The organism is Variovorax sp. V93, from assembly GCF_041154485.1.
Lineage (GTDB): Bacteria > Pseudomonadota > Gammaproteobacteria > Burkholderiales > Burkholderiaceae_C > Variovorax > Variovorax beijingensis_A.
This window is the reverse complement of the sequence record NZ_AP028669.1, coordinates 2,776,369-2,791,935: the sequence shown is the minus strand read 5'-3', so window position 1 is coordinate 2,791,935 and position 15,567 is coordinate 2,776,369. Positions and strand designations below refer to the sequence as shown.

General features: G+C 68.8%; 19 protein-coding genes. 14 read left to right on the top strand and 5 right to left on the bottom strand.

From position 1 onward, the window contains the following. Together ACAM54_RS13255 and ACAM54_RS13250 are read left to right on the top strand one after the other, a co-directional pair. Positions 1 to 390 (top strand): RidA family protein, encoded by a 390-nt coding sequence (locus tag ACAM54_RS13255; RefSeq protein ID WP_369647868.1) that lies wholly within the window; start codon positions 1 to 3, stop codon positions 388 to 390. A 6-nt stretch (positions 391 to 396) separates the two neighbouring features. After that, positions 397 to 1,302 (top strand): alpha/beta hydrolase, encoded by a 906-nt coding sequence (locus ACAM54_RS13250; protein WP_369647867.1) that lies wholly within the window; start codon positions 397 to 399, stop codon positions 1,300 to 1,302. A gap of 17 nt (positions 1,303 to 1,319) precedes the next feature. Here the strand turns inward: ACAM54_RS13250 and ACAM54_RS13245 are convergent, their stop codons facing one another. Next, positions 1,320 to 1,709 (bottom strand): nuclear transport factor 2 family protein, encoded by a 390-nt coding sequence (locus tag ACAM54_RS13245; RefSeq protein ID WP_145747387.1) that lies wholly within the window; start codon positions 1,707 to 1,709, stop codon positions 1,320 to 1,322. 65 nt (positions 1,710 to 1,774) lie between these two features. On the opposite strand from ACAM54_RS13245, the gene ACAM54_RS13240 reads away from it, so the two are divergent. Further along, a complete protein-coding gene (locus ACAM54_RS13240) occupies positions 1,775 to 2,152 on the top strand; it encodes a winged helix-turn-helix transcriptional regulator (RefSeq protein ID WP_369647866.1) in 378 nt (125 codons plus the stop codon). A gap of 74 nt (positions 2,153 to 2,226) precedes the next feature. On the opposite strand, the gene ACAM54_RS13235 is transcribed toward ACAM54_RS13240, so the two are convergent. Together ACAM54_RS13235 and ACAM54_RS13230 are read right to left on the bottom strand one after the other, a co-directional pair. Next, the gene (locus ACAM54_RS13235) at positions 2,227 to 2,556 is read right to left on the bottom strand and encodes a DUF6616 family protein (RefSeq protein ID WP_369647865.1); all 330 of its coding nucleotides are present in this window, start codon (positions 2,554 to 2,556) and stop codon (positions 2,227 to 2,229) included. 42 nt (positions 2,557 to 2,598) lie between these two features. After that, positions 2,599 to 2,754: a hypothetical protein gene (locus tag ACAM54_RS13230; RefSeq protein ID WP_369647864.1), complete on the bottom strand. Its 156-nt coding sequence runs from the start codon at positions 2,752 to 2,754 to the stop codon at positions 2,599 to 2,601. 80 nt (positions 2,755 to 2,834) lie between these two features. Here ACAM54_RS13230 and ACAM54_RS13225 point away from each other — a divergent pair, with 80 nt between their 5' ends. The 7 genes from ACAM54_RS13225 (at position 2,835) to ACAM54_RS13195 (ending at position 10,323) form a co-directional block, all read left to right on the top strand. After that, positions 2,835 to 2,996 carry a hypothetical protein gene (locus tag ACAM54_RS13225; protein WP_369647863.1) on the top strand — a complete coding sequence of 54 codons (162 nt, stop codon included), beginning with the start codon at positions 2,835 to 2,837 and terminating at the stop codon, positions 2,994 to 2,996. Next, positions 2,993 to 3,754, top strand: a complete 762-nt coding sequence (locus tag ACAM54_RS13220) for a metal ABC transporter ATP-binding protein (protein ID WP_369647862.1) — start codon at positions 2,993 to 2,995, stop codon at positions 3,752 to 3,754. Before ACAM54_RS13225 ends, ACAM54_RS13220 begins: the two co-directional genes overlap by 4 nt. After that, positions 3,751 to 4,626 carry a metal ABC transporter permease gene (locus ACAM54_RS13215; RefSeq protein ID WP_369647861.1) on the top strand — a complete coding sequence of 292 codons (876 nt, stop codon included), beginning with the start codon at positions 3,751 to 3,753 and terminating at the stop codon, positions 4,624 to 4,626. Before ACAM54_RS13220 ends, ACAM54_RS13215 begins: the two co-directional genes overlap by 4 nt. Position 4,627: 1 nt before the next feature. Then, the gene (locus tag ACAM54_RS13210) at positions 4,628 to 5,533 is read left to right on the top strand and encodes a metal ABC transporter substrate-binding protein (protein WP_145747383.1); all 906 of its coding nucleotides are present in this window, start codon (positions 4,628 to 4,630) and stop codon (positions 5,531 to 5,533) included. Positions 5,534 to 5,573: 40 nt separating this feature from the next. Further along, a complete protein-coding gene (locus ACAM54_RS13205; RefSeq protein WP_369647860.1) occupies positions 5,574 to 6,554 on the top strand; it encodes a GTP-binding protein in 981 nt (326 codons plus the stop codon). A gap of 65 nt (positions 6,555 to 6,619) precedes the next feature. Beyond that, positions 6,620 to 8,713 (top strand): TonB-dependent receptor, encoded by a 2,094-nt coding sequence (locus tag ACAM54_RS13200; RefSeq protein WP_369647859.1) that lies wholly within the window; start codon positions 6,620 to 6,622, stop codon positions 8,711 to 8,713. A gap of 32 nt (positions 8,714 to 8,745) precedes the next feature. Then, positions 8,746 to 10,323: a PepSY domain-containing protein gene (locus ACAM54_RS13195; RefSeq protein WP_369647858.1), complete on the top strand. Its 1,578-nt coding sequence runs from the start codon at positions 8,746 to 8,748 to the stop codon at positions 10,321 to 10,323. On the opposite strand, the gene ACAM54_RS13190 is transcribed toward ACAM54_RS13195, so the two are convergent. Next, positions 10,256 to 10,828 (bottom strand): protocatechuate 3,4-dioxygenase, encoded by a 573-nt coding sequence (locus ACAM54_RS13190; protein WP_192323918.1) that lies wholly within the window; start codon positions 10,826 to 10,828, stop codon positions 10,256 to 10,258. The two genes, ACAM54_RS13195 and ACAM54_RS13190, sit on opposite strands and share 68 nt — an antisense overlap. 154 nt (positions 10,829 to 10,982) lie before the next feature. Between ACAM54_RS13190 and ACAM54_RS13185 the strand changes: the two genes are divergently transcribed. Then, entirely contained in the window at positions 10,983 to 11,597 is a 615-nt protein-coding gene (locus tag ACAM54_RS13185; protein WP_369647857.1) for a 2'-5' RNA ligase family protein, read from the top strand. Positions 11,598 to 11,699: 102 nt separating this feature from the next. Further along, positions 11,700 to 12,200, top strand: coding sequence for a RidA family protein (locus tag ACAM54_RS13180; protein WP_369647856.1), 501 nt, complete (start codon positions 11,700 to 11,702; stop codon positions 12,198 to 12,200). On the opposite strand, the gene ACAM54_RS13175 is transcribed toward ACAM54_RS13180, so the two are convergent. Then, positions 12,197 to 13,276: a DUF72 domain-containing protein gene (locus ACAM54_RS13175; RefSeq protein WP_369647855.1), complete on the bottom strand. Its 1,080-nt coding sequence runs from the start codon at positions 13,274 to 13,276 to the stop codon at positions 12,197 to 12,199. The two genes, ACAM54_RS13180 and ACAM54_RS13175, sit on opposite strands and share 4 nt — an antisense overlap. A gap of 61 nt (positions 13,277 to 13,337) precedes the next feature. Between ACAM54_RS13175 and ACAM54_RS13170 the strand changes: the two genes are divergently transcribed. After that, positions 13,338 to 14,837, top strand: a complete 1,500-nt coding sequence (locus ACAM54_RS13170) for a sensor histidine kinase (RefSeq protein WP_369647854.1) — start codon at positions 13,338 to 13,340, stop codon at positions 14,835 to 14,837. Beyond that, positions 14,834 to 15,475, top strand: a complete 642-nt coding sequence (locus tag ACAM54_RS13165; RefSeq protein WP_192323844.1) for a response regulator transcription factor — start codon at positions 14,834 to 14,836, stop codon at positions 15,473 to 15,475. Before ACAM54_RS13170 ends, ACAM54_RS13165 begins: the two co-directional genes overlap by 4 nt. Positions 15,476 to 15,567 lie beyond the last annotated feature (92 nt).

Here is a 15,567-nt window from a genome sequence, read left to right as displayed (position 1 = left end):
ATGCACCAACGCATCGTTCCCGGCAACGTCGCAGCGCCTGCCGGTGCCTACAGCCACGGCATCTCCACCCATGGCCCGGGCACTTGCCTTCACGTGGCGGGCCAGATCGGCGTGACCCCGGAAGGTCGTCTGCTGGAAGGCTTCGAGGCCCAGGCCGACCAGGCCTGGAAGAATCTGGTGGCGGTGCTGCAGGCGGCCGGCATGGACGCATCGCACCTGGTCAAGGTGACGACCTACCTCACCCGTGCGGCGGACCTGCCCCGGCTCAATGCGATCCGCAGCATGTACCTTGGATCGGCGCGGCCGGCCTCGACCCTGGTGGTGGTCGCGGCGCTGGCACACCCGGACTGGTGTTTCGAGGTCGAGGCCTCGGCCTTCCGGCAGGACTGACCGGCCATGCGCGCGATCCCCCGGCCCGTCGCAATCGAGGAACTGCTGCGGGAGGTCGGCCCGATGTGGCAGCAGGACATCCGCAGCGCGGGCGACCGGGTCAAGGCCGCCTACCTGCCTGTGTTGATGGCAGCACCGCGCGATGGCGTCGCCGTCACGCGTGAACTTTCCTACGGACTTCACCCGCGCCAGCTGCTGGACGTCTATCGTCCGGCAGTTGCGCGTGACGCGCCCGTGGTGGTCTTCGTGCACGGCGGCGCTTTCGTCCGTGGCGCCAAGGACATCAACGAGGCCATGTACGCCAACGTGCTGACCTGGTTCGCCCGCCAGGGGTGCGTGGGCGTCAATGTCGAGTACAGATTGGCGCCAGAGGCGCCGCATCCGCAAGGTGCCCTGGACGTCGCCGCAGCCTGCGCCTGGGTGTCCGGGCACATCCGCGGCTTCGGCGGCGATCCGCGCAGCATCTGCCTGATCGGCCATTCCGCCGGAGGCACCCACGCGGCGACCTTTGCCTGCGATCCCGCGCTCGCCCACCTGCGGCGCGACGTGTGCTGCCTGGTGCTGGTGTCCGCGCGGCTGCGCGCCGACACCTTGCCGGAAAACCCCAACGCGGCCGGCGTGCGGGCGTATTTCGGTGACGACGCAAGCCGCTATCCGGCCCTGGCGCCCATGGCGCATGCGGCGCACCTTGCGTTGCCCGTGTTCGTCGTCAATGCGCAATACGAGAACCCGCTGCTCGACGTCTATGCGACCGAATTCGCCTATCGCGTGGCGGAGGCGCGTCGTGTCGCGCCGCGCCACATGACAGTCGCGGACCACAACCACGTTTCCGTCATGGCGCACTTCAACAGCGGGGAGCAGGTGCTGGGCGAGCAGATCCTCGATTTCTTCGCGGCCTCCTGCCGCCGGTAGGGCAGGCGCAGACCGGCTCAGCCTTCAACACGCGGCAGGCTCGCACCCGCCGCATGGTCGATGACGTAGAGCCACGAGCCATCCGCCTGCCGGCGCACGACCTCGGCCGAGCTGCCGGCGAGGATCGTCTTTCCCTCCGGCGAGCTCAGGCTGTAGTCGGCGCGCAGCAGCGCAAGGCCGTCCACTTCCACGCAGAAGTTGTTGCGGGACACCATCACTCCCGGAATCTCCAGCAGCTTGCCGAACTCCGCGGCGATGGCGGGTTTTCCCCTGCATGTCGGGGCGGACGCATCGGTGCGCAGGGCGGCATCCGGTTCGTACAGCGACAGCAGGTTGTCGATATGCCGGCTGTTGAACGCGCGGGCAAAGGCTTCGTTCATTGCGGCGGGGGTCGTGACCTTGGACATGACGGACGGGCTCTCTCTGAAATACGATGGAGCCCATCACAGCATGCGGATCCAGTACTCACCAAATGGATAGGACTGCAGAGAACCTGGCGGCTCCGGCCGGCATCGACACACCTGCGGCCAAGCACGCGAGCGAGTGCCCGGTCGAAGACTGGCTGGCCTTCCTGGGGCACCGCTGGAACGCGCTGATCCTCTGGCATCTGCAGACCGGTCCCAAGCGCCATGGCGAACTGGTCGGGTGCCTGGCCGGAATCACGCCCAAGGTGCTGACCGAACGCCTGGATGGCCTGGAACAACGAGGCCTGGTTTCGCGCGAGCTCCTGTCGAGTTTTCCCCGTGGGGTTCGCTACACGCTGTCGGCGCGCGGACAGTCGCTGGTCTTGCTGCTCGATCGGTTGGAAGTGTGGGCCAAGGCTTGCGTGGCGCACGCACCAAAAGATTGAGTCGGGCGCGGCAGCACAGGACAGGGCGCTGCAGCCCTGTCGCTATTCCCTGGCATGCACCGGAAGATCAGCCTTCAAGCATTCGCCAACTCGGCCAGATGGCTTGAAAAGTCGCCCCCGGCACCGGCCGCATTCACGTGCTCGAAATGCTCGTACCAACCCGTCGCCTTGATGCCTGCCAGCAAGGCATCGCGGGCCTTGGCATCGGGAAAGCGCCAGATGCCAAGGAAGCGATGGCCGCTGGCCTGGTCGATGCCCGGTTCGGTCTGGCCGAGCATCAGGATTTCGACGCCGAGCGCGCCCAGCCCGCCCATGCCCGCCTTGATTCCGTCCAGGAATTGGCTGCGCTGCAGCGCCGGCCAGCCGGGTTTGGGGGAATAGAGTTCAACGAGGTAGTGGGACATGGGAGCTCCTTTGCTTGAGGTTGTGATGCGCGATGCCGCTGGTCATGGCCGGCGTGCCGCCACCTTTTGCAGCAGGCCGGCGAGCGTCTTTCGCTCCTGTACGGACAGATGGAGAAACAGGCTGGCAATCCAGCGGCCGTGTTGATCGAACGCCTTCCTGGCCATCTGCTTGCCCTTGCGCGTCAGTCGAATGTTCAAGGAACGCCGATCGCGCTCCTGTGGCGCAAAGGTTTTCTCTGTTATTGCGAATTCATTCTCAATTGCAATATAGTCAAGGCATGGAACACCCGCCCCGCCGAACCGAAGCTGCGCCCAATGCCTGGCCGCAAAGCCCGCCGAGCCCGCCGAGCCTGCTGATGGCCAGCGCATGGGTGCGCGTGGCGGGCGCATTGATGCTGGCCGCGGCGCTGTGGCTTGCTGTCGGCTGGGCGCTGAAATGAGCGGCACGCCGATTCCTCCTCCTGCCATCCGGTTGAACAACCTCACGGTGGCCTATCGCGGCCATCCGGCCGTGCATCACCTGTCGGGGGAGTTCACGCCGAGTTCGCTCACCGCCATCGTCGGGCCGAACGGTGCGGGCAAGACCAGCCTCCTTGCCGCGATCATGGGACGCATCCGGCCAGCCGAGGGCGGGGTCTCCTTCGACGGCGCCTCGCGCGACCGCATCGCGTGGCTGCCGCAGCAGGCCGAGATCGACCGGAGCTTTCCGATCCGCGTGTTCGACCTGGTGGCGCTCGGGCACTGGGGGCGGCTCGGCTGCGTCAAGGGCATCGCCGCACGGCAGCGCGATGCCGTGGGAGCCGCGCTCGAGGCCGTCGGCCTTGGCGGCTTCCAGCGCCGCGGCATCGCCGAGCTGTCGGCAGGGCAGTTCCAGCGCGTGCTCTTTGCGCGCGTGCTGCTGCAGGACGCGTCGGTGATCCTGCTGGACGAACCGTTCAACGCGATCGATGCACGTACCACCGCCGACCTGCTGGCCGTGGTTGCGCGCTGGCATACAGAGGCACGCACCGTCATCGTCGTGCTGCATGACCTCGAGCAGGTGCGCCTGCACTTCGACCGCACCCTGCTCATGGCGCGGCGCTGTGTGGCCTGGGGGCCGACGGCCGAAGTGCTGCATGCCGGGAACCTGTTCCGCGCGCGCCAGATGGCCGAGGCGTGGGACGAGGATGCGCCCGTGTGCAGGGAGGTCGTGGCATGAACGCCGCGGCCTTGCTGGTGCAGCCTTTCGTGGAGTACGGCTTCATGCGCCGCGCGCTGGTGGCCACGCTGGCGCTCGGCCTGGGCAGCGCGCCGATCGGCACCTTGCTGGTGTTGCGGCGCATGAGCCTGATGGGCGACGCGATGGGGCACGCGCTGCTTCCGGGCGCGGCGCTCGGCTTTCTGTTTGCGGGCTTCTCGCTGGCGGCGATGAGTGCAGGCGGTTTCCTCGCGGCGCTCGCCGTGGCGCTGGCGGCCGGTTTCGTCACGCGCGTGACGTCGCAGCGCGAAGATGCGAGCTTTGCGGCCTTCTACCTGATCGCGCTCGCGCTGGGTGTGCTGCTGGTGTCGACCCATGGCAGCAGCGTCGACCTGATGCACATGCTTTTCGGCACCATCCTTGCCGTGGACGACGCGGCGCTGATGCTGATGGCCGGCGTCGCGAGCGCGACGCTGGTCGTGCTGGCGGCCATCTACCGGCCGCTGCTCGTGGAATGCCTCGATCCGGGCTTCCTGCGCAATGTGGGCGGGCCCGGCTCGCTGGTGCACGGCATCTTTCTGGTTCTTACCGTCGCCAACCTGGTGGCAGGCTTCCAGGCGCTGGGCACGCTGATGGCGGTCGGCTTGATGATGCTGCCGGCCACCGCGGCGCGCTTCTGGGCCGCCGAAGTCTGGAGCCTTGCGCTGGTTGCAGCCGGCATGGCGCTGCTGTCCGGCTTTGCCGGGTTGTTGCTGTCCTTTCATGCGCAGTGGCCCTCGGGGCCCGCGATCGTTCTGGTGGCGGGCGCGACCTATCTGCTGTCGCTCGTGTTCGGACCGAACGGTGGATTGCTCACCCGGCTCCTGCGCCCACGCTCTCATCGAAATGCCTGACATGAACTTTCCATCGAATCCCATGCGCCGCCGCTTCTTCGCCACGTCGCTCATCGCGCTGCCGCTGCCGGTGTTTGCGCAATCCACCGCACCGCGTCCGCTGCGCGTCGTCGCGAGCTTCTCGATCCTCGCCGACATGGCGCGCGAGATCGGCGGCAGCGCGGTCGAAGTCGCGGCCCTGGTCGGTCCGGACTCCGACGCGCACGTCTTTCAGCCGAGCCCGGCCGATGCGCGTCGCCTCGCCAATGCCGAGCTGGTCGTCGTCAACGGGCTGGCGTTCGAAGGCTGGATGGACCGGCTTGTGCGTTCATCCGGCTACCGCGGTGCCGTCGCCGTGGCCAGCGAGGGCGTGCCGGTGCGCCGCATGGGCCGCGAGCCCGATCCGCATGCATGGCAGGACCTTGCGAACGCGCAGCGCTATGCGGCGAACCTGCGCGATGCGATGGCGCGCGCACGGCCGGCGTTTGCAGCCGAGATCGGCCAGCGCTGCGCCAGCTACATCGAGCGGCTCCAGGCGCTCGACCGCGAGATTCGCGCACGTTTCGATACGGTGCCGCGCCAGCATCGCCGCGTGATCAGCTCGCACGATGCGTTCGGCTATTTTGGCGCGGCCTACGGCATCGAGTTCCTTGCGCCGCAGGGCATGAACACCGACAGCGAGGCCTCGGCCGCCTCGGTCGCGCGGCTGATCGACCAGATCCGGCGCGAGGACGTACGCGCGGTGTTCGTCGAGAACATCTCCGACCCGCGCCTGGTCCAGCGCATTGCGCGTGAGGGCGGGGTCATCGTCGGCGGCCGGCTTTATTCCGATGCGCTGTCGGCACCGGGAACCGAAGCAGACACCTACCTGAAGCTGTTCGCCCACAACGCCATAACCATTGCCTCGGCGCTCTCCGCGAAGCGCTGAGTTCGTCGAGCGCCCCATCAATCTTCACTCAGAGCCATCCATGAGCCTCGTCCCCGTCACCATCCTCACCGGCTTCCTCGGCAGCGGCAAGACCACGTTGCTGAACCGCATCCTGAAGGAGCAGCACGGCCACAAGATTGCCGTGATCGAGAACGAGTTCGGCGAAGCCGGCATCGACAACGAACTGCTGGTGCAGGAAGAGGGCGAGCAGATCATCGAGATGAACAACGGCTGCATCTGCTGCACCGTGCGCGGCGATCTGGTGCGCATCCTCGGCGAGCTCGCGGCGCGCCGCAGGAACAGCAGCGCGAGCTTCGAGCGTGTGATCATCGAGACCACCGGGCTGGCCGACCCGGCGCCCGTGGCGCAGACCTTCTTCGTCGATGAAGAGATCAGCCAGACCTATCTGCTCGACGCGATCGTCACGCTGGTCGACGCCAGGCATGCGATGGCTCAGCTCGACGAGCACCATGAAGCCCAGGAGCAGGTGGGCTTTGCGGACCGCATCCTGTTGTCCAAGACCGATCTGGTGTCGGTCGAAGAGGTAAGGGCGCTCGAGCAGCGCCTGCTGCGCATGAATGCGCGCGCGCCGATCACCGCGGCGCATTTCGGCCAGGCCCCGATCGACCAGCTGCTCGATATCCGCGGGTTCAACCTGAACGCGATCCTGGAGATCGAACCCGACTTCCTGACCGATGTCGATCACGAACACGACGACGATGTCTCCAGCTTCGTGTTTCGCGCCGAACGGCCCTTCGATGCGGCGCGGCTGGAAGATTTCTTCGGCGCCATCCTGCGGATCTACGGCACCCACCTGATGCGCTACAAGGGCGTGATCGCAGTGGTCGGACTGGACACCCGCGTGGTGCTGCAAGGCGTCCACATGCTGATGGGCACCGAGGCCGGCTCCAGCTGGAAAGAGGGCGAGCCGCACCACAGCCGCATCGTCTTCATCGGCAGGCAGCTGCCCAGGGATGTCCTGGTGCAGGGACTCGAACAATGCCTGGCCACAGCAGCATGAAGCCATCCGCAAAGTTCCCATCGATCGAGTGCCCATCGATCCGCCGCCACAGGGCGATACGCGCCATGGCATGCATCGCCGGCCTGGCGATGCACCCGGTCGCATCCCGCGCCCAGGCCGCCTTGCCGGCCGTAGAGGTGTCAGCCGGCGAAACCGCTCCCGGCAGCAGCCTGGGCCTCGACCTGCCGAACGCGACCGGCTCGCGCCTGGGCCTTGCGCCGCGCGAGACGCCGGCCAGTGTCAGCAGCCTGGGCAGCGCCGACATCGCCGAACGCAACCTGGCCCGCGCGCAGGATGTCGCCATCCGCTTTCCGGGCGTCACCGAAGCGCCGGCGCCCGGCAACGGCGGCACCAGCCTGGTGGCGCGGGGCTTTGCGGGGCACAACTCCGTGGCCCAACTGGTCGACGGCACGCGGCTGGTGGTTGCGTCCGGCACCGTGACCTATCCGTTCTCCAGCTGGCCCTTCGAGTCGGTCGAGGTGCTCAGGGGGCCGGCCTCGGTGCTCTTTGGCGACGGCGCCATCGGCGCGGCCGTCAACTACATCACCAACCAGCCGCGCTTCGATCGCACGGAGCGCGAAGCCTTCTTCAGCCTGGGCTCCTTCGGGACGCGGCAGGGCGGCATCGGACTGCGCGGGCCGATCAATGACAGCCTGGCCTATTCCGTCTACGTCGATGCGGGCGCGAGCGATGGTTTTCGCCGCTTCGAGAACTACGACCGGCAGAACTACGCGCTCGCGCTTGCGGCGCGTCCGAGTAGCGCGCTCAAGCTGACGCTGTCGTTCGATGGCGGCCGCAATGACGATGCGCGCTACTTCGGCACGCCGCTTCTCGATGGCGCGCTCGACAGCCGGCTGCGGCGCACCAACTTCAACGTGGACGATTCGGTCGTCAAGTACGACGACCGCATGTGGCGTGCCAAGGCCGAATACCAGCTCGGCGACGGCATCCGGCTGCGCAACGAGCTCTACCACCTGGCGTCCGCGCGCCATTGGCGCAACACGGAGGCCTACAGCTTCAACAGGGCCGGCACGCGGGTCGGCCGCGGCGACTACATCGAGATCCTGCACGACCAGGAGCAGACGGGCAACCGCTTCGATGCCACCTTCGACGGCACGCTCGGCGGCTTGAAGAACCGCTTCGTCGCCGGCCTGGACTGGTACCGCACGAGCCTGCTGCACACCAACAATTCGCCCTACGGCGGCGTGAGCACGGTCGACCCGTTCTTCTTTGCGTCGGGCCATTTCACCAGCCCGGTGCCAACGCTTCCGGGACGCCGCTCCACACTGGAGACGGCCGCGCTCTTCGCGGAGGATGCGCTGGAACTCGCCCCCGGCTGGAAGCTCGTGGCGGGCCTGCGCAGCGATCGCATGCGGTTCGACAACAACGATCTGCGCACTGGCGCCCGTCTGTCGAAGACATACAGTCCGGTCACGGGCCGCATTGGTGCGGTCTGGACACCCAGCGATGCGGTTTCCTTCTATGGGCAGTACGGCACGGGAACCGACCCCTTGAGCGGTGCGCTGTCGCTTCCGAACGGTGGCAACGCCTTCGACCTGACCAAGGGCCGGCAGGTCGAGGTGGGCGCCAAGGGCAGCCTGCCGGCCATCAAGGGCGAATGGACGCTGGCCCTCTACCGCATCGAAAAGCGCAACCTGCTGTCCCGCGATGCCAGCGACCCCAGGATCACCCAACAGGTCGGGCGCCAATCGTCGACCGGCATCGAGCTGGCCATGGCGGCCGAGCCGATGCCCGGCTGGACCGTCGACGCCAATGCCGCGTTGCTGCGTGCGCGCTATGACGAGTTCAACGAAGTGGTCGCCGGCCGCGCCGTCTCGCGCGCAGGCAACATCCCGGTCGGCGTGCCCGAGCGCACGGCCAACCTGTGGACGGCCTATCGCTTCCTGCCCCAGTGGCAGCTGGGCATCGGGGCACGCTATGTCGGCGCGCGGCAGTCGAACGCGGCCAACACGGCGCGCCTGCCGGCCTACACGGTGTTCGATGTGTCGCTGGCCTACGAGTTTTCGCGCAGCCTCGATTTCAGTCTGGCCGTCAAGAACCTGACGGACCGCGACTATGCGGTCTCGGGCACCGGCAACGTGCGCTGGCTGCTGGGCGCGCCGCGCACGGTGCAGCTGACGGCGCGTGCGCGCTTCTGAATGATCGATGCCGTGCAGCTGGCAATTGCGCCATGAAGAAGGCCCTCATCTTTCTGCACAAGTGGCTGGGCGTCGTGCTTGCGTTGTTCTTCCTCATGTGGTTTGCGAGCGGGGTTGTCCTGTACTTCGTGCCGTTCCCGAGCCTCGCGCCCGTGGAACGCCTGCAGGCCGTGCCGCCGCTGCAACTGCCGCCAGGGTGCTGCCTGACCGCCGAGGAAGCGGCCCGGCGCGCCGGACTTCGCTTCAGCGAGGCGCGCCTGGGCATGGCGGGTGCGGATCCGGTCTGGCGGTTGCTGGCGCATGGAGAGCAGGGCGCTGCTGCGCCCCATTGGCAAACGCTCGACGCGCGCAGTGGTGCCTTGCGGCCGCCGCTCACGGATTCACAGGCGGCCGCCGCGGCCGAGGCCTTCAGCGGGCGCCGCGCGCAGCACACCGAGCGCCTGGAGCGCGACCAATGGACCGTGCCGCAGGGCCTCGATCCCTATCGGCCGCTGGTGAAGGTCGCATTGGCTGGCGAGGACGGGCTCGAGCTCTATGTTTCGCCGGATGCCGCAGAGGTCGTGCGCGACACGCGCCGCGCCGAGCGCTTCTGGAACTGGCTGGGTGCCGTGCCGCACTGGATCTATCCGACCGTGCTGCGGCAGTTCCCCGCCGCCTGGCACCACGTCGTGGTGTGGCTCGCCCTTCCCGCGACGCTGCTGGCGCTGAGCGGCGTGGTGCTGGGCACCTGGCAGCTCTTCCTGAACCGTTCGCGCTGGATTCCCTACCGCAAGTTCTGGCTGCGCTGGCACCACATCGCCGGGCTGGCGGCAGGCATCTTCACGCTCACGTGGATCTGTTCAGGCCTGTTGTCGATGAATCCGTTCGGCGTGTTTTCCGCGCGCGGGGCCACGGCGGACGAACGCGTGCGCTGGGCCGGTGCGCCGGCCGAGGCGCGGCTCGATCCGGCCGAGGCGCTGAAGCAGGCCAGCCGGCAGGGCCTCGCGGCACGTGAGCTGGAGCTGCTGCAGGTTGCGGGGCAGCCGTGGTATCGGTTGCAATCCGCCGAAGGCCAGCTGCTGGTACGTGCCGAGACGCGCGATCCGGGGCGGGCCATTGCCGCGCTGCCTGCGGCCACCGTCCAGGCCTTGCTGGCCGCGCTGCGTCCGGAGGCCGGCGTTCCCGCGCTGCGCCGCATCGATTCCTACGACGATCTGTACTACGCACGCAAGCCTGCGGACCCGAACACCCGCCACACCCGTCCGCTGCCCGTGTGGCGCGCCGACTGGTCCGATGGCGTGGCGGCCTTCGCAGACCCCGCGTCGGCGCGCATTCTCCTGCGCAGCGACACCTCAGGCCGATGGCAGCGCGTTCTCTACCATGGGCTGCACAGCCTGGACTTCGCGCCGCTTCTCGCGCGCCCGTGGCTCCGGCATGCGCTGGTCCTGGGCTTCTCGCTGCTGGGAATCGGGCTGTGCGCCACGTCTTGCGTGATTGCCTGGCGCGCCCTGGTTCCCTCGCGGCGAGGCCGGGCGTCAGCAGCAACAGCATCGGCGGGCGCCTTCAGGCCGCAACGGCAATTGGAAAGCGCGCCTGCAGCCCATCCGGCCCGCGCTCGAAAGGCACTGTGACGGCCTCCCTCGCGGCCTGCGGAAGATTGCGCCAGATGAAGTCGCGCGCATTGCCCGGGTCGCCAGCCACGTAGAGCTGCGTGGTCAGCAGCTCGCGCGTGCCGAGCTTCACCTTGACATGGATGTGCGGCGTGCGGCCGCTGTAGGGCACCGGGCGGATGGTGCGGAAGCGGTAGCTGCCGTCTTCACCGACCGTGACGCGGCCGAAGCCCTGGAAGGCGGCATCGGCGCGGTCGCCGTCGCCGGGGTGGTGGTAGTGGCCGTTCTGATCGCACTGCCAGATCTCGACCTGGGCGCCGCGCAGCGGCTTGCCGGCCAGATCGGTCACCGTGCCGTCGACCCAGGCCGGCTGGCCGCCGCGGTAGTCCAGCGCGCCGTTGCGCAGCAGATCGCCGTCGGAATCCTGCGGCAGGCGCACGGGATAAAAGGGGCCTTCGGTCTGCGAAGGGGTGGCGAGCCGGCTGGCCGCCGGCTGCGCGCGGGCGCCCAGCCAGAGCGCGGGCATGGCAACGAGCGCTGCGGCGACGGTGCGCCGGGGAAGGCCGGGTGCTGATGGGGCGTTCATGGCAGGTCAGAGCCGTGCAGCATGCGCCGAGTTCCGGCTGCGGGTCAACGGTGCCGGGCCGTGTTTGAATGCACCGGTGAACCCGACATCTGCCATGCCCGAACAGCTGCTACTCCCAGGCATCGATCCCGCGCCGCCGCCACCCCGCCGTGCGCGCAGCACTGCGCCGCGCAAGGAGCGCCTGCCGCGCTCTCTCTTCTTCGCAATCTTTCCGCGCCCCGAAGATGCCGCGTCGATTGCCGCGCTGGCGGCGCGCCTGAAGGACCGGCATTCGCTGAAAGGCAAGCTGACCGAGGCGCATCGCCTGCATGTCACGCTGTATCACCTCGGGCATTTTCTGGCGGTGCCGCGCGAAACGGTGCAAGCGGCCCTGGAGGCGGCTGCCGCCGTGGCGCCGCCGTCGTTCGAGGTGATGTTCGACGAGGCCATGCGCTTCGAGCAGAGCAAGGCCTTTGTGCTGTGCGGCGGCGGCACCTCGGCGCTTGCGGCGTTCAGGCAGCGCCTGGGCGAGGCACTGGCGGATGCGGGTTTCAAGCCCGAGCGCGGCTTCACGCCACACATGACGCTGGCCTACACGCCGCGCAAGATCGAGCCGCATGCCATCGAGCCGGTCCGGTGGATGGCGGGCTCGTTCTCGCTGATCGAAAGCCACGTCGGCGAAGGCATCCACGAGGTGCTGGGGCGGTGGCCTTCGCAGCGGGCCGCCTGACGCTTTACACAGCGTCTGTTGTGCATCGCGCCTGTGCGATCTGTATCTGTTCGTCGAAGAGCGGATGGCGACAATGAGGTTTCGCTGAACGGAAGCCCAAAAGTGACATCGCAGACCCGAGACCAGATTGCCGACCGCATCGCCGCCGAGCTGGGCCACAGCTTCGAGGGCGAGCTCGTTGCCGGCGGCAACTACATCCCTGTCGTGCGCGACGGCCGCACGCTCTACACCAGCGGCCAGGTGCCGCGCGTGGGCACCACGGTGGCCGTCACCGGCCGCGTGGGCGACCAGGTGCCGCTCGGCAAGGCCCGCGAGGCCGCGCAGATCTGCGCCTTGCGCTGCCTGACCCTGCTGCGGCGCGAACTCGGCTCGCTCGACGGCATCGAGAAGGTGCTGCGCGTCGGGGTCTTCGTGCAGTGCACGGCCGATTTCACGCAGCAGAGCGAGGTGGCCGATGCGGCGTCCGAGCTGCTGCACCGTGTGTTCGGCGAGGCCGGCGTGCATGTGCGCACGGCCGTCGGCGTCTATGCGCTGCCGAAGAATGCGAGCGTGGAGCTGGAGATGACGGTGGCAGCCAAGGACAATGCAGGCCGCAGCAGTTAGCGCTTGGACAGGCCGGCGATGTCTCGCGCGAGCGAGGCGATCGTCAGCGGTGCGCAGCCCTCGGCATTGTTGCTCACGGTGACGTAGGCCAGCTGGCCCGCGCCGGTGGTGCCCGCGATCACGCGGGCCAGCGCCTCGCGGGTCTCGGGGTCGGGATCGACGATCCTGTCGAACGGGCCGTAGAGCTTTTCCGCATCTTCATAGCCGAAGCGGCCGTGGCGGCGGTGCAGGTTCCAGCGGCACACCAGCGGTCCGGGCCAGAGCGCGCGCAGCATCGGCAGCTGGTCTTCGATCGGCGGCATCTTGGCGTGCAGGCCCATGCAGAAGGTGGCGCCCACGCTGCGCAGCATGTCGGCAAAGGCAGGGCAGAGCAGTTGCGGGTCGCGCACCTCGACCGCGATCACGGCATCGGGCGCCGTCGGCTTCAGGCCGGGCAAGGCTTCGAGCATCTCGCCGAGGCGCGCGAGCAGCGCGGGCTGGTCGGCCAGCAGTTGCGCGGGAATCGGGCTCAGCTGGAACACCAGCGCGCCGATGCGGTGGCCCAGGCCTTCGAGCGCCGGCTGCACGAATTCCTGGATCGCGATCTCGCTGTTCAGGAACACCGGGTTGGCCTGCGTGCCGCGGCCGCTCTCGTCGCGCACGGTGGCGTCGGTCACGAGGCTCGGCGCCTTCACCACGAAGCGGAAGTCGTCGGGCACCATGGCCGCGTAGCGCGCGTACTGGCTCGCGGTGAGCGCGCGGTAGAAGTTGCGGTCCAGGCTCACCGTGCGGAAAAGCGGGTGCCGGGCGAGGGCGGACAGTCCGTTCTTGGACAACACCGCCTCGGCGTAGTCGCCATCCCAGACGAGCTTGGCCCAGCCGGGATAGCTCCATGAAGAGGTGCCGAGCCGCAGGCCGGAAGGGAGCGCCGCGGCCAGCTCGACCAGTGCCGGATCGGCGGGCGCCGGTTCCACCGTGGCGCCGCGCGGCTTCTTCTTCACAGGCGGCTCGACCTCGGCCTCTGGCGGCACCGTGGAAGGCGCCTCGGGCGGGCGCGGAAGATCGGGGAAAAGGGAGTCCTGCACTTCATCAGCCATGTTGGGGCCGCATTCTCGGCCAACATCGGACGGCCTCGCCGCGCCGGGCACAATCCGCGCCATGAAACAGTGGTTGCGCACGCAGGGTGGCTGGTGGCTGGCATGGCTGGCCCTCACGGCCGTGGGCGCGGCGTGGCTCGCGCGCACCGAGCTCGCGCAGTTGCAGCGGGATTTCGAGACCGACGCACGCATCGCGCACCGGCTCATGAGCCAGCAGGTGGTGCAGTACGACGCGGTGCTGGCCACGCTCGCGCTGCTCGAACCCGGCGACGGTGCGGACCGCCCGGAGCAGCGCCTGCCATCGGTCTATCCGTCGATCCTGCGCGTGCAGCGGCGCGAACGTGATGAGGCCTGGCGCGACGAGAAGCAGGCCGGTGCGCTGGCCGCGGCTGAAGCGCGTTCGCGCAGCGAGCGCCGCGCCGAACTGGCGGGGCTGGACCTCGCACAGGGCCGCTACCAGCTCGTGATGGGCGCGACGCCCGTCAGCTACGCCCTCGAAATCGACCTGGCCGGCTCGGTGCCGTGGCGCGACTGGCCGATGGACCCGAAGCACAGCCCGGTGCGCGTGAGCCTGCAGCGCGGCGCGCAGCAGTTCGTGCTGCAGCCGGGACAGGCGGCGCAAGCGGACGCGGGAGGCTGGCGCTTCGGCCTCACCAAACCCCTGGCCTCGCCGAGCCAGCCTTTCGACCTCGTGGCCGAGCGCCATGTGGGCTGGGCCGAGCTGCCATGGCGCAGCATCGGCGGCTGGGGCGTGGCGACGGCGCTGCTGCTGGCCGGCCTGTGGACCGCGCAGCGCCAGCGCATCGCGCGCCGCCGGGCCGAGGAGCTGCTGCGGCTCGGCCAGGTGGCGCGGCTCAATGCCCTGGGCGAGCTTTCGGCGGGGCTGGCACACGAGCTGAACCAGCCGCTCACGGCCGTGCTGGCCAATGCGCAGGCCGCACGGCGGCTGCTCGACGACGATCCGCCCGACCTGGCCACGGCGCGCAATGCCATGGGGCAAGCCGTGGAGCAGGCGCGCCGCGCGGCCGGCGTGGTCGGGCGACTGCGCCGCGTCATCGAACGCCCCGAAGCCGGCGGCGACGTGAAGCCACTGGTGCTGCAGGAGGTGGTACGCAGCGCCATGCACCTGCTGGCGCCCGAGTTCGCGCAGCGCGGCGTTGCGGCGCAGTTCGACGCCACCGCGCAGGCGCCGGTGCGCGTGCAGGCCGAAGCGGTGGCGCTCGAGCAGATCGTGCACAACCTGCTGATGAACGCCTTGCAGGCGCTCGACTTGGTGCCTGCGTCCGAACGCCGCCTTTCCGTTTCTGTCGGTCGCAACGGCCAGGAGGGCGTGCTGACCGTGACCGACAACGGACGCGGCATCGCGCCCGAAGCCATGCCGCGCCTCTTCGAGCCCTTCTTCAGCACTCGCGAAGGCGGCCTGGGCCTTGGCCTGAGCCTCAGCGAAACGCTGGCGAGCGGCATGGGCGGCAGCCTGTCCGCGGCCAACGCGGCGCCGCGCGGCGCACGCTTCACGCTGCTGCTGCCGCTGGTGGCAGCATCCACGGAGCGCATGGCATGAACAACACCTCGGCCATCCACCAGCCGCAATCGCCGCTGATCCATCTCATCGACGACGACCAGGCGGTGCGCGACAGCCTGTCGCTCTTGATCGGCACGGTCGGCCTGCGGGTGCAGGGCTGGGCCGATCCGCAGGCCTTCATCGACGGCTTCGACCGCGCGAGCGTCGGCGCCATCGTGCTCGACGTGCGCATGCCCGGCATCAGCGGCCTCACGGTGCTCGACCGGCTCATGGCGCAGGGCGTCGACCAGCCGGTGATCATGCTCACGGGCCACGGCACGGTCGAGATGTGCCGCCGCGCCTTCAAGGCCGGCGCGGCCGAGTTCCTGGAGAAACCGGTGGACGACGAGCAACTGCTCGAAGCCCTGCAGCAGGCGGTGCGCCAGCATGTGCGTTCGCGCGAACGCTCGCAGGCCGACAACGCAGCGCGCGAGCGCGTGGCGCAGCTGTCGGAGCGCGAGCGCGAGGTGCTTGCCTTCATCGTGCAGGGCCTGACCAACAAGGAGATTGCGCGCACGCTTGCGCTGTCGCCGCGCACGGTCGAGACGCACCGCGCCAACCTGTTCGCCAAGCTCGACTGCGATTCGCTCGCGCAGCTGATCCGGCGCTACGCGGTGCTGGCGGCCGGCGAAGGCTGAACGTGGGCGCTCCGTAGAACTACGGAGCCCCGGGCGTAGCCGTACGAATGGCTGCGGCGGGCAGTGTTTTCTACAGTGGCGCAGCCGCCGGC